Consider the following 14481-nt stretch of genomic DNA (forward strand, 5'->3'; position numbering starts at 1 on the left):
AGAGTGAAATAAATAAAGCTAACACCCTAAATCCTCTGCGATTCTAGTTGGTGTTAGCTTTGTTTTTATTTATCTATGCCCCTCTTTACGGGCTTGTATATATCCATAATAGACGCACGTTCCATTTTGGGACAAGTCTTTGACTTCAAATCCGCACTTTTCATAGAAACTGAAATTATCAGCGGACGTATGCGCGAACCAATCTCCATGAGGAAGCTTTTGTACACATAGTTCAACTAATTTTTTACCGATCCCCTTTCCTCGATATTCGGTTAAAACGACTAAATCCATTATAGTAGCGGCCATTATTTTGTCTGAAATAACCCGAACCATTCCAATCATTCGGCTAGAATCCCATACAGTATAAGCCCAGGTGGAGTTTTCAAATATTAATGAAAACTTTTCTTTCTGCCAATCTGGTGTGTTTCTCGCCCATCCTGCATCTGTAAAAAGAGTTTCTACACTTTCAGCTGGAACTCCTTCTGTCCCTTCCCGGATGACTAAGCCGTTAAAATATTGGTACATATCGTCTCCTCCTTGTATCCAGATATCTTTTATATCACAATACCAGAATTTAACTTATCCATATCCATAAAAAAGAGACTCCCAAAAAGAGATAAATCTTTTGGCGGAGTCTCCTGATTATTAAATCCATTTAATTCAATTAGACATGTTCTTCCTCTTATGTTGGTTGTACTTAAGAAATTTTCATGAATTTAATTTTTACCATCAAATTCGGAACGGGAAATATGATCATCGTCAAAATCATCATCTATTTCTATAGTGCCTGTTCTACCTTTTACAGTGATTGTTTTCAAAAGATTTTCTGAAGTTTTAATTTCAACATCGTATTCGTATTCAGAACGGGAAATACGGTCATCTTCCAAATTGAATTCTTTTTGAACACTGATAACTTCTCCATCAATTTGCTTCAAAGCTATTTCTTTAATTTGTGCTTCTGTATAGTTGTCATTCTTATTTGCATAGTAATAACCCATTCCAACATAACCGCCTACAATGGCGATTCCAAGAACAATTATGGCAATAAAGCCACCGATTATTTTCTTTTTATTTTCTACTACCATGTTTTTGTATTTTGTTAACATAGCTATCTCTCCTTTTTATCGTTTATATACAATTTCCTTTTCTAGTTAATCTTCAAACTGGTCTAATTGGTCAATAAAATTGATTAGAATTTTTAATTTACGAAGAACATAAGACCATTTGACCAGAACAGGAACCAATTATCATTCCATTAATTTTGACGCCTCTCCTCCTGTCTTTTATTCTTTTCCTTGATCTTGACTTCATCATAATGGGTAAACATTAAAGGAACATTAATGAATAAAAATGATTTTCTCATCTTTTTTTAATAAACGTGAATTATAGTAAAATATATTAAATAAGAAGAAAAGGAGACTAAACATGCGGATTCTCATAGTCGAAGATGAAAAAGATTTACAAAACGTTCTTGCAAACCGTTTAAAAGTGGAAAATTACAGTGTGGACGCATGTGGAAATGGGTCTGATGCACTCGATTATATTTCCATGGCTTCTTATGATTTGATTGTGTTAGATATAATGATTCCAGAAGTAAATGGACTGGAAGTTTTGCAGCATATAAGAGAAGAAGGGAATCGTACTCCTGTTTTATTGTTAACCGCAAAAGATACGATTGAAGATCGGGTCAAAGGACTGGATTTAGGCGCAGATGATTATTTAATCAAACCATTTGCCTTCGATGAACTACTGGCCAGGATACGGGTGTTAATGCGCCGGCAATCAGGTAACACATCCAACGTTTATGAAATAGGCGATTTAGTAGTGGACTGTAATACCCATAAGGTAACGCGACAGGGTAAAAATATTGACCTTTCCAGCAAGGAGTTTGCAATTTTGGAATATATGATTCGCAATAAAGATATTGTATTGTCTCGAGATAATATTGAACAGCATGTTTGGAATTATGATTATGAAGGCGGCTCAAATATCGTTGATGTTTATATTCGTTATCTAAGAAAGAAGATAGACAATGATTTTGAAATCAAGCTTATCCATACCATAAGAGGATCTGGCTACGTATTGAGGATAGAGTCATGAAAAAATTATCTATTAAAATGAAGATCACTCTCTGGTATACGGGCCTGATTGTGATTATTATGGCTATGGTATTAAGTATTATTTTGGCCTCTTCCGATAAAATTCTTCTGTTAAATATCCAGGACCAACTCGAGGAATCAGTAAAAGAAGGTTTTAGAGATATAGATTATGAAAACGGACATTTAGAGGTAGATAATGATTTTGAGTATTATGATGATGGGGTCACTCTTTTAATTTACGATAAAAATGGTGCTTTACTGGAAGGCAATGTTCCATCTGGATTTAACGGGGACACACCAATGAATAAGGATGGACTTCAAACCATTGAACAGAATGGACAGGAATGGCTATTATATGATCACCCATATAAAAAATTTAATGATGAGATATGGATTCGAGGCGTTTATCAATTAAATCAATTATCGTCAGCCATGAACACCATTTTACTTGTGACGCTAATTGCTTTTCCATTCCTTATTATTGTAGCAGCTACCGGCGGATATTCTATTACAAAAAGAGCGTTTCGTCCCGTACAAAAAATGATTGATACAGTCAGCGAAATTAACGACGGACAAGATTTATCAAAACGTATCAACCTTAAAGGATCAAATGATGAAATTCATGCTTTGGCACAGACCTTTGATCGAATGTTCGATAGATTACAATCTTCATTTGAGAATGAAAAACAATTTACTTCTGATGCCTCTCATGAATTAAGGACACCTACTTCTGTCATCATCTCTCAATCTGAATACGCCTTATCTCAAATTGATGATTCAAAAGAAGTAAAGGAATCCCTTGAGGTCATTCTAAAACAATCCCAAAAAATGTCCTCTCTCATTTCGCAACTACTTTTACTGGCCAGAGTTGATCAGCAGAATATGGACCATTTTCTATTTGAAAGGCTTAATATTAGTGAGTTAACAGAAATGATAGCAGAAGAATTAACCTATATGGCTGATAAAGCTGATATTGAGATAATTACAGACCTAGAGGGTAATCTTTTTATAAAAGCAGATCAAACGTTAATCATGAGATTACTTATGAACCTGATTACGAATGCGGTTGCCTATGGAAGGCCTGGCGGATATGTAAAGATTAAATCATATCAGCAGGGTAATCATGTGATAGGTGAGATTTCGGATAATGGAATTGGCATTAGTGCAGAACATATAAATAAAATATGGGATCGTTTTTATCGCGTCGATCCTTCTCGCACCTCAACTGCTAACGGCAATACAGGTCTTGGCTTGTCGATCGTAAAATGGATTGTCAGTCTGCACGGCGGCACCATTGATGTATCAAGTGAATTAGATAAAGGAAGTACCTTTAAGTTTCGTTTACCTATAGGCTATTAAAGAGCTTAATTAGAGGATATTATTCTAGGCACCTCCCAGTATGATAGGTGCCTTTTAAGGTTTAACAAACAAAACGAATGGCACGGCAATGCGAGTAATTATTCAACAAGCATCAATTCGTCATCTGTCACCCATTTGTGATTAGTTACTTCTTCCCCACCTGTTGTTGGTTTGTAATCAATCATATAAACAGTCGTTTCTTGTGCTGATTCAATTTTTACAGTGGTACCCTTCATTCCATCCATATGAGAGGCAGTCGTAATGGCTTCTGCACCAGGCTGCAAAGATTCCTCTCCACTATCTTTTATCTCTTCATGAATAATCCACTTATGATTTTTCACCCTTTCCCCACCTGTAGCTGGATTGTAAGAAATGCGGTATGCGGTTGTGTCATAAGCTCCAATGATGGTGGCTTCAGCACTTTTCATACCTTCCATATGTCCATCTTTAAGGATTGCATGGCTTCCAACTTTAAAAGTAGGATTTTCAGCCACTTTTAAATCTTCCGGAACCTCACCAGAACCTGAATGATTCATTCCCTTCATATCATGAGATTGTGTATCATGTTGCAATTCTTTATTATTAGTATCCTCAGTTTGGTCTTCCTCAGTTGTTTGAGAGCAAGCACCCAGCACAAGAATACATACCGTTAGCAGAGATAAGAGAGAAAGTCTTTTTAACATATCTTGTCCTCCTTTTATGATAAACAGCAATTGTGTTCTTTATTGCATTACCCTTTTGTTGTATGGTCTACCATATTTTTATATTTACCTTTACCTCTTCTATCATATTATCTGCTAATTTTTATGGTTTAAATAACTAATAGATTCATAAATCTGCTCATACATTTAGAAGACTGTTTAAAAATAAACAAATTAACCCTCTATTTTTTCTCGTATCTTAATTGAATTTTTATATAAAACGTTAACCAACTATAATGGTTGTCACATCCCCTATATCATTCACAATTTTTTCATTTTTAAAGGAAATTATTACGGGAATTTAAATAATGAAGCACCTTAGACTAATACGGAGGAGTTGAGCTAGCATGAATACCATACAACATTACTTCCTGATCTTTCGACTTATTCTTTTTTCCCCGTTTTATTGGATTGCTGCAGGAATTACACGTATCCTTTCATGAATCAGTCAATTCATTGCCTATTTCCCCATGATATATATTGTATTAATATGGCTCATTACTATTATTGGTGCAATTTATGAACGTTCATTTTCTATTGAAATGTTAATGGAAGGTATTTTATTATCAGCAATCGTCTACTTCATTCTTAGTATATTCAGTGGCTTGATTAATATAGTGCTGAATGCATTCTTTACCGTTTTCTTATCTATTAGTAACATTTTTGCGAAGTTAAGCGGTCGGACAATAGAGACTATATAACTTATTCAACCTTGCTCAAACTCCTGACTGGGTTTGAGCTTTTCATTCTTTTAGATTGTCTATACTCAACATGCTCCTTTGCTCATTCCGTTTCAGTATTTCAGCCATTACAAAAGCTCCTATTCCAAGGATGCTAAACAAAATTGCTAATGTAAAATACGCTGTAGCCATTCCGGCATTCACCGATAAATTCTGCACATCATATAAATTATATGCATTAACAGCCTTCTCCTCATTGAATATTTCTTCATATCCTTGGTCTATCATTTCCTCTTTACTATAGGGACTTTCATACACATATAATTTATACAACCCTGCACCTAAAGTAATAACGGTAAATAATAGTGCAATAATCCCAACAATCTTTAATATAAATGGAAAATTCATTTTACTATTACTTCGTTCCTCAATCATGATAACCTCATTTTTTTCCATTTCGTCTCACCCCTTACTAGTTTTCAGTTGTTCTTCATTCAAAGTAATTCTACAAAAGTATTAAAAACACCTTTAACAATCAGAGATATCCGTCTTTAATCAAATCGTAGAAAACTTAATATACGAGTTTCTTCTATATATAATACCTATCTATAGAAGAAAGCCAGATTCACATTGGAATCTGGCTTTTTCATTAAGATAGTCTATTTTTAAAATCCATATAATTAAATTTATGCAAAATGCGGCATTCACCATTCTTGTCCTGTACAGCAATTGTCGGCAGGGCCATTCCGTTAAATGTATTGTTTTTAACCATCGAATAAATCGCCATATCCCCAAAAACCAATCGGTCATTACTTTTTAACGGCTGATCGAATGAATAATCTCCAATAATATCCCCTGTTAAGCAGGTTGGACCGCCTAATCTGTACGTATGGGCCTTTTCACCGGGTTCACCACTACCAAGAAGCGGAGGGCGATATGGCATTTCCAACACATCCGGCATATGACAGGAAGCCGAAGTATCGAGGATAGCAATTTCCAAATCATTCTTTAATGTATCAAGAACCGTTGTCACAAGAAATCCGGCATTAAGAGCAATTGCTTCACCCGGCTCAAGATAAACCTCCAAATCATATGTCTTCTGAATACGGGTAATACAGTCCTCCAGCAGGCCTATATTATACCCATCTCTTGTAATATGGTGGCCACCGCCAAAATTAATCCATTTCATTTGCGGCAGCCATTTTCCAAATTTCTCTTCGACAGCATTGAGGGTTTGTGCCAAGGCATCCGAATCCTGTTCACAAAGCGTATGGAAATGTAATCCCGATACACCTTCCAGCAAATCTGGACGAAATTCATCAGCCGTTATACCAAATCTGGATCCTCTAGTGCATGGATCATAGATTTCATGGCCCTCTTGAGTCGAACATTCTGGATTAATACGGAGGCCTATGCTTTTACCTGCCTGGAGTACTTTATCCCCAAATCTCTCAAGCTGTGAAAAAGAATTGAAGATAATATGATCACAAATAGAGATAATTTCATCTATCTCATCTTCGCGGTAGGCTGGGGAAAACACATGATTTTCCTTTCCCATCTCCTCATAGCCAAGCTTAGCTTCATACAATCCGCTCGCAGCAGTCCCACTCAAATACTGACCGATTAACGGATACATTGCATGCATAGAAAATGCTTTTTGTGCCAGGATAATTTTACATCCGGTTCGACCCATTACACCCTTTAAAATTTTTAGGTTTTTCTCGAGTAGACCTTCATCTACCACATAAGATGGTGTTGGTAATTGATCAAAGCGCATCTTAGTCTACTAACTCCGGATCAAAGCTTTCTTTCCAAGGAAGTCCCCATTTATTCAATGCTTCCATGAACGGATCTGGATCAAATTCCTCAATATTGTAAACACCAGGCTTGTTCCAATTTCCGTTCATAACCATCATCGCACCAATCATTGCAGGAACCCCTGTTGTATAAGCAACCGCCTGTGATCCCACTTCTTTGTAACACGCTTCATGATCACAAACATTGTATACATAATAAGTTTTATCTTTTCCATCTTTTTTACCGCGGAAAATACAGCCAATATTCGTTTTTCCTTTTGTACGCGGACCAAGTGAGGAAGGGTCTGGAAGTACTGCTTTTAAAAATTGAAGAGGTATGATTTCTTTCCCTTCAAATTCGATTGGCTCAATAGATGTCATCCCAACATTTTCTAGACATTTTAAATGAGTGAGATAACTTTGCCCAAATGTCATAAAGAAACGAATCCGCTTAATGCCAGGAATATTCAAAGCAAGTGATTCAATTTCTTCATGATGTAATAGATACATATCTTTGTCACCGATCTCAGGGAAATTGTACGTACGTTTAATTTCCATTGGCTCTGTTTCTACCCATTGGCCATTTTCCCAATAGGAGCCATTTGCTGTTACTTCACGGATATTTATTTCAGGATTAAAGTTTGTTGCAAAAGGATAACCATGGTCACCTGCATTACAGTCTAAAATATCAATGTATTCAATTTCATCAAAATGATGTTTTAAGGCATGGGCTGAGAATACTCCTGTAACGCCAGGATCAAATCCGCTTCCTAATAATGCAGTAATACCCACTTCTTCAAAGCGCTCACGGTAATCCCATTGCCATTTATATTCAAACTTCGCTGTATCTTCAGGCTCATAATTAGCTGTATCCATATAATGAGTTTTAGTTGCAAGACAGGCATCCATAATCGTTAAATCCTGATATGGTAAGGCAAGGTTCATTACTATATCCGGATTCACTTCTTCTATTAAAGCAATTAGCTCATCCACATTGTTTGCATCCACCTGAGCCGTTGTAATTTTTGTCTTACCGCCGTCAAGCTTAGCTTTTAAATCATCACATTTGGACTTAGTACGACTTGCAATACAAATCTCTTCAAATACCTCACTGTTTTGTACACATTTGTTTATTGCCACAGAGGCTACTCCGCCACAACCAATAATCAGTGCTTTTCCCATTTTTCATATCTCCAATCCATTATTTATTTATCTAACAAACTTCTTTCTGCTTGTTTTAAACACTAGAAGATTTTCATGGAATATCTTCCACGTCCCTCAGCAGCTCCTCCACATACGTTGGCAAAGCAAAGGAACCACGGTGTAAATTAGGATTGTAATAGCGTGTTTTAATACCTAACTGTTTCCAAGCCTCTTGATTTAAATCTGCAAGAGGTTGATATTTTTTGGATGCAAATCCAAACAACCAGTGGCCGGACGGGTAGGATGGAATATGTGCCTGATATACCCTGCTAATTGGGAAACAGTCGATAATCCGTTGGTGCGCCCTCTGCATCGCTGCCCTGTCTTCTGCATAAAACGGACTCTCATGCTGATTTACCATAATTCCATCTTCATGTAAGGCCTTGTAGCAATTACCGTAAAATTCTTTCGTAAACAAGCCTTCACCCGGTCCGAATGGGTCGGTTGAATCCACGATGATTAAATCATATTGATTTTCACAGGATCGAACAAATTTCAGCCCATCCTCATAATGAATATGAACCCGTTCGTCATCAAGCTTAGAAGCTGTTAAAGGCAAATAATTTTTACAGGCTTCAACTACCTTTTCGTCAATTTCCACCATGTCAATATGTTCAATCTGTTGATAACGGGTTAGCTCACGTACAACACCGCCATCCCCTGCACCAATAACCAAAACCTTCCGTGGATTTGGATGAACAGCCATAGGTACATGGGTAATCATCTCATGATAAATAAACTCATCTTTTTCAGTCATCATCATATAGCCATCCAGGGTCAAAAATCTCCCAAATTCGTTCGAATCAAAGATATCAATCCTCTGAAATTCACTCTGTTCACTGTATAAATGCTTGTCCACCTTGATGGAAAGCTTTACTTCTGCCGTGCTACGTTCATGAAACCACAACTCCATGCTGTCACACTCCCTTTAGTACATTCAGACGTTCAATAGCAAGGTCTTCCGGTCCTGTCATGGAACAGCCTTTTGCTTTTGCATAGTCAATATACTCAATGATTTCTTTCGTAATTCTTTCACCTGGTGCGAGGATTGGAATTCCAGGAGGATAGCACATCACAAACTCACTGCACACCCGACCCTCTGTATCTCGCAGACTCAATGATTCTTTATCTGCATAGAATGCCTCCTGCGGTGTAATCACAACCTCCGGGTCAATATATTCTTGTGTAATCAGACCTGATTTATCAGTCGAATAACGGCGACGTATTTCTGATAGGGCACTGATCAGACGTTCGACATCTCTTTTCCGATCACCAACAGATACATAGGCCAAAATATTGCCTAAATCTCCAAATTCAATTTGGATATCATACTCATCTCGCAATAAGTCATATACCTCAATTCCCGCTAGTCCAATATCTAATGTATGTACCGAGAGCTTAGTTACATCAAAATCAAATATGCTGTCTCCATTCACCAATTCTCTTGAAAAGGCATAATAGTTACCAATTTGATTGATTTCGTTCCGAACATATTCTGCAAGATTAATAACATCATCGAAAATCCGTTCTCCATTTAACGCTAGATTTCTTCGTGAAAGATCCAAGCTTGAAAGCAGCAAATATGATCCGCTTGTTGTTTGTGTTAGATTAACAATTTGCCTTGCATAACCAACATTCACAGAGGGTCCCATTAACATAAATGAGCTTTGCGTCAAACTTCCCCCGGATTTATGCATGCTGACTGAAGCCATATCTGCACCAGCAGCCATGGCAGTCACGGGAAGGTTTTTTCCAAAGTATAAATGTGCTCCATGTGCTTCATCTGCAAGAACAAGCATGTTATGCTGATGAGCAAGCCTCACAATCCCTCGTAAATCCGAGCAGATTCCATAATAGGTTGGATTATTGACCAGGATGGCTTTAGCCTCTGGGTTTTCTTTAATCGCTTTTTCCACCTGGTTGAGAGACATACCAAGCGCAATTCCTAGATTTTTATCCATTTCCGGATTTACATATACCGGCACGGCACCACATAGAACAAGTGCGTTAATGACACTGCGATGAACATTTCGGGGAAGAATAATCTTATCTCCCGCTTTACAAGCTGTTAGGACCATCCCCTGTACGGCAGATGTCGTTCCATTCACCATAAAAAATGCATGTGCAGCACCAAATGCCTCAGCTGCTAATTCTTCTGCTTCTTTAATGACGGATACCGGGTGACAGAGATTATCAAGCGGCTTCATCGAGTTAACATCCACGCTAACCGCTTGCTCCCCCAAAAAAGCTGTCAATTCGGGATTACCTCTCCCGCGTTTATGACCGGGTACATCAAAAGGAACAATTCGCTTTTTCTTGAACTCTTCCAAAGCTTCATAAATAGGTGCCCGCCCCTGCGAAAGACAAAATAATCTTTCTCGTTCATTCATCACAAAACTTCCTCTCGCTGAAAATTCTCCCACTTCCCTTTCCATCTGGCTTAAATCATAAGAATTTATGGGGTGATTTTTATTAATTGATAAAGTTAAAAGACAACAAAAAAGCAAGTGTACGCGCATTTCATTGCACAACACTTGCTTGTAGATATTATTATCCTATTAAAAAGCATATATAAATACAGACATATTGCCACACATAAAATCCAATGAATTTTATGTCTGAAAAGCTTTTTAATATTCAACATACCTAAAAAGGAGATCAGAGTCTATATAGCAAATAAATACTTTTACCACTCTTATTGACCGTTTCACAAGTTTTGCACGATTTATGTCGTACTGGTTATAAAGTAACCAACTTATAAAATTTGAGCTTCTAACTCAATCAATAGGGCAACTAATGTTGCCTGTCGGCATTTGACCCGGCTGTCCGTATGGCCTTAACTTCCCGTGGGCAAGTGGTCAATTTTTATCTGCTTGGAAAGACTCTAACTATTTGAATATTTGCTTTCCAAAATAACAACGTCCTAATATTATCAGTTTATGGAAAAATTAGCAATAGATACATTTACTTTTTATACCTTTAAAACCTAAATAAACCATTCTATCTATGTATAATTATTTATTTTTATCAAAAATATTCATGATTCTCTATGGGTCATTGGAATGATTTTACACAAAAAACGACCATTTATCATTTAATAAGAGGAGATGGAGAGGGATGGAAGATCATGATTAGATCAAACTATTGAGGATCTAGATGATGAAGTAAACTAAATGGATGAGAAAAAAAGTAACAGCCCCTATTAAAAACGGTTTTCCCAATATATCAAATTCTTTATTACCGAGTGTCCAGTATAATTCTTGTCTAACCCAGTAATTATTAGTGGTTGGTTCAGTATATTCCTTTGGACCCACTCCTAACATTAAGAAAAAACACAAAACAAAGATACTGAATATAAAACTAAATTCGTTAATCTCTACTTCAAAATAACCAGACAGATAATAAACTAAGATATACTCAATTAAAATAGTAATGATAGCTAAAACTGCGCCATAAGCCATTCTCTTTATAAGAGAAATTTTCATATCTTTAGAGGTAATCGCATTTCCTTTTAGGTTTTCAGCATACTCGGCTTGCTTTGTAAAAAGGACCGCAAAACAAAAAATCCCGACAATAATGAAGATATTAACCATAATCTTGCTTAACTGAAACTCCAGAATTCCTAGCATATTTCTTCTCCTTTCATACACACAATCACTCATTATTTAAAGTCAGTAAACAGAAGAATAAATAGAGAATGATTTTTATATCTCCAATCAATTGTATCATCATAGAAATATATTGAATTTAAGAAAAACATTTTCTCTGCTCCCCTATAGCTTTTTCATTTATATTATTTAACCAATATGGATATCCCAAATTTAAGAGATTTAACTCCAATCACCAATCAAAAAACATTATTTTATTCTTTTTAAGCATAAAGGTTACTTTTTAATTCATTTTTCTGTATAATCCACATATAGAATACAACTGTATTTATAAGGAGGACACCATGAAACGATTCGGTATATTACCCAAGATTATATTAGCTATTTTTCTCGGTATTGGTATAGGAATGATTGCTCCAGCCTGGATGCTTCGTATTTTCACTACTTTCAACGGGCTTTTTAGCAGCTTTTTAGAATTTATTATTCCCTTTATTATCATTGGTTTTATTGCTTCAGGAATTGGAATGATGGGGAAAGGTGCCGGCAAAATGCTCGGTATCACAACTGGATTAGCCTATGCTTCTACAATAATAGCTGGCTTGATTGCTTTTTTCGTGGCCAAAGCATTGTATCCTGTTATATTAAAAAACCAGACTGCTCAAAGCTTTGCAAATCCTGAGGAAGCTTTACTCTCTCCATATTTTACAATTGAGATGCCTGCTGTAATGGGTGTTATGACGGCTTTGCTTGTAGCCTTCACAATTGGTGTAGGGATGGCGTCTATCAAAGGAGAAGCACTTCTTAATGTAATGGAAGAATTCAAAGAGATTGTCGTGAAGGTAATTAATACGATTATTATCCCTCTTTTACCATTTCATATCTTTGGTATATTCGCAAACATGACTCAGGGCGGTCAAATTGCGTCTATCTTAAGTGTATTTGCTAAAGTATTTGTGATGATCATTGCTTTACATTTGTTTATGTTAGTCATACAGTATACAGTTGCGGGTGCAGCTTCTAAGAAAAATCCATTTAAAATGCTTAAGACTATGTTACCAGCGTATTTTACAGCTTTAGGCACTCAGTCTTCCGCATCAACGATTCCTGTTACTGTGGATCGGACTAAAAAAATGGGTGTGAAAGAAAAGATAGCAAACTTCACTGTTCCACTATTAGCAACTATCCATTTATCTGGAAGTACAATTACCCTCGTCAGCTGTGCGATGGCAGTTATGCTGTTACAGGGTACGGATGCTAGCATCACACAAATGCTACCATTTATTTTAATGCTTGGTGTCACAATGATCGCCGCACCAGGAGTTCCAGGAGGAGCTGTTATGGCTGCACTTGGTTTATTAGAATCCATGCTCGGTTTCTCTGATAACATGCTTTCCCTCATGATCGCATTATACCTAGCTCAGGATAGCTTCGGAACAGCATGCAATGTAACAGGCGATGGCGCTATCTCAGCACTTACGGAGCGATTTGTTCCTAAAACCAGCAAAGAAATAATTCAAAATAAACAAATAGAAAATTTAATTTAAATACAAAAATAAGATAGATATACAAAAATGGTGTCCGTATAGAGATTTCAGTCAAAAAACAATAAATCAAAAAGGGAGACATGTTGTTAACTCAACATATCTCCCTTTTTTGATTAAATATAACCAGTTCAACAAGGACCTATGTGTCAGTCCATATCTTGTTATTTTCACAGAAAAATATCTGCAAACCTCATACTTTTTTCACTTTAGTTCAATGATTTTAATAAACAACTCACCTTATCTAAAAAAACACAAATACATCCTCATTTATAATTTACTTCTGTCCTTATTAAGAATCCTTTATTTATTCCTTATTAATTATATAAAAATAATAAAATAGCTAATTTTTTGTTTATTTCTATAAGTAAATATATTAATATTTTTATATTATTATAACTATCACAACAAATTATTTATCACAAATATTAGGAGAAAGTCTTGCATGAGAAACTCATTGACACAAAAAATCGTATTAATTTTTATTACATTTGGTTTGGTTTTATTTGGAACAACTGATTTATACACAAAAGTAGACGCAGCAACCGTTTCTTCTTCCACACTCTATCAAACGACAGCTAATGTCAATTTAAGAGCCGGTTCGTCCAATAAGCATAAAGTAATCCTAACCATTCCGAAAGGGAAAAATGTGACCTATCTCTCCAAATCCGGAAGTTGGTTTAAGGTTAAATACGCTAATAAGACAGGCTTTGTGAGCTCTTCTTATTTAAAGAAGCTAACAGCTAATTCTCAGACTAGTACCCAAGCTACCGTTACATATCAAACAACGGCTAATATCAATTTAAGGACTGGTGCTTCTAATAAGCATAAAGTAATCCTAACCATTCCGAAAGGGAAAAATGTGACCTATCTCTCCAAATCCGGAAGTTGGTTTAAGGTTAAATATGCTAATAAGACAGGCTTTGTGAGCTCTTCTTATTTAAAGAAACCAACTGCTAATTCACAGGCTAGTACCCAGGCTACCGTTACATATCAAACAACGGCTAATGTCAATTTAAGGACTGGTGCTTCTAATAAGCATAAAGTAATCCTAACCATTCCGAAAGGAAAAAATGTGACTTATCTCTCCAAATCTGGAAGTTGGTTTAAGGTTAAATATGCTAATAAGACAGGCTTTGTGAGCTCTTCTTATTTAAAGAAACCAACAGCTAATTCCCAGACTAATTCACAGGCTACCGTTACATATCAAACAACGGCTAATGTCAATTTAAGGACTGGTGCTTCTAATAAACATAAAGTAATCCTAACCATTCCGAAAGGGAAAAATGTGACCTATCTCTCCAAATCCGGAAGTTGGTTTAAAGTTAAATATGCTAATAAGACAGGCTTTGTGAGCTCTTCTTATTTAAAGAAACCAACTGCTAATTCACAGGCTAGTACCCAGGCTACCGTTACATATCAAACAACGGCTAATGTCAATTTAAGGACTGGTGCTTCTAATAAGCATAAAGTAATCCTAACCATTCCGAAAGG

13 protein-coding genes are annotated in these 14481 nt (G+C 36.2%); 4 read left to right on the forward strand and 9 right to left on the reverse strand.

All coding sequences use genetic code 11. From position 1 onward, the window contains the following. Positions 1 to 69: 69 nt before the first annotated feature. A complete protein-coding gene (locus AC4G3N_RS09370) occupies positions 70 to 525 on the reverse strand; it encodes a GNAT family N-acetyltransferase (protein WP_140461172.1) in 456 nt (151 codons plus the stop codon). Positions 526 to 716: 191 nt separating this feature from the next. Next, the gene (locus AC4G3N_RS09375; RefSeq protein WP_257468965.1) at positions 717 to 1106 is read right to left on the reverse strand and encodes a PepSY domain-containing protein; all 390 of its coding nucleotides are present in this window, start codon (positions 1104 to 1106) and stop codon (positions 717 to 719) included. Between the two features lie 319 nt (positions 1107 to 1425). Here AC4G3N_RS09375 and AC4G3N_RS09380 point away from each other — a divergent pair, with 319 nt between their 5' ends. Both AC4G3N_RS09380 and AC4G3N_RS09385 read left to right on the forward strand, forming a co-directional pair. After that, positions 1426 to 2100 carry a response regulator transcription factor gene (locus tag AC4G3N_RS09380; protein WP_139891405.1) on the forward strand — a complete coding sequence of 225 codons (675 nt, stop codon included), beginning with the start codon at positions 1426 to 1428 and terminating at the stop codon, positions 2098 to 2100. Further along, a complete protein-coding gene (locus tag AC4G3N_RS09385) occupies positions 2097 to 3458 on the forward strand; it encodes a sensor histidine kinase (RefSeq protein WP_491090074.1) in 1362 nt (453 codons plus the stop codon). The genes AC4G3N_RS09380 and AC4G3N_RS09385 overlap by 4 nt, the downstream gene beginning before the upstream one ends. A 98-nt stretch (positions 3459 to 3556) precedes the next feature. On the opposite strand, the gene AC4G3N_RS09390 is transcribed toward AC4G3N_RS09385, so the two are convergent. From AC4G3N_RS09390 to AC4G3N_RS09420, 7 genes are all read right to left on the reverse strand, one after another. Beyond that, entirely contained in the window at positions 3557 to 4141 is a 585-nt protein-coding gene (locus AC4G3N_RS09390; protein WP_140461170.1) for a YdhK family protein, read from the reverse strand. 761 nt (positions 4142 to 4902) lie between these two features. Then, entirely contained in the window at positions 4903 to 5295 is a 393-nt protein-coding gene (locus AC4G3N_RS09395; protein ID WP_491090075.1) for a hypothetical protein, read from the reverse strand. 193 nt (positions 5296 to 5488) lie between these two features. Continuing rightward, complete coding sequence (nspC, locus tag AC4G3N_RS09400) at positions 5489 to 6616, reverse strand: carboxynorspermidine decarboxylase (RefSeq protein WP_140461168.1); 1128 nt, start codon at positions 6614 to 6616, stop codon at positions 5489 to 5491. A gap of 1 nt (position 6617) precedes the next feature. After that, positions 6618 to 7817: a saccharopine dehydrogenase family protein gene (locus AC4G3N_RS09405; protein WP_139891408.1), complete on the reverse strand. Its 1200-nt coding sequence runs from the start codon at positions 7815 to 7817 to the stop codon at positions 6618 to 6620. Positions 7818 to 7890: 73 nt separating this feature from the next. After that, on the reverse strand, positions 7891 to 8751 hold the full coding sequence (speE, locus tag AC4G3N_RS09410; protein ID WP_139891409.1) for a polyamine aminopropyltransferase: 861 nt from the start codon (positions 8749 to 8751) through the stop codon (positions 7891 to 7893). 4 nt (positions 8752 to 8755) lie between these two features. Beyond that, on the reverse strand, positions 8756 to 10228 hold the full coding sequence (locus tag AC4G3N_RS09415) for an aminotransferase class I/II-fold pyridoxal phosphate-dependent enzyme (RefSeq protein WP_491090076.1): 1473 nt from the start codon (positions 10226 to 10228) through the stop codon (positions 8756 to 8758). 762 nt (positions 10229 to 10990) lie between these two features. Beyond that, positions 10991 to 11467, reverse strand: a complete 477-nt coding sequence (locus AC4G3N_RS09420) for a hypothetical protein (RefSeq protein WP_490551909.1) — start codon at positions 11465 to 11467, stop codon at positions 10991 to 10993. Positions 11468 to 11790: 323 nt separating this feature from the next. Between AC4G3N_RS09420 and AC4G3N_RS09425 the strand changes: the two genes are divergently transcribed. Together AC4G3N_RS09425 and AC4G3N_RS09430 are read left to right on the forward strand one after the other, a co-directional pair. After that, the gene (locus AC4G3N_RS09425) at positions 11791 to 12990 is read left to right on the forward strand and encodes a dicarboxylate/amino acid:cation symporter (RefSeq protein WP_491090077.1); all 1200 of its coding nucleotides are present in this window, start codon (positions 11791 to 11793) and stop codon (positions 12988 to 12990) included. Positions 12991 to 13432: 442 nt separating this feature from the next. Next, the coding region (locus AC4G3N_RS09430) for an SH3 domain-containing protein (RefSeq protein WP_491090078.1) at positions 13433 to 14481 on the forward strand (1049 nt) is incomplete at its 3' end.

The sequence above is a fragment of the Bacillus sp. z50 genome (genome assembly GCF_058313585.1).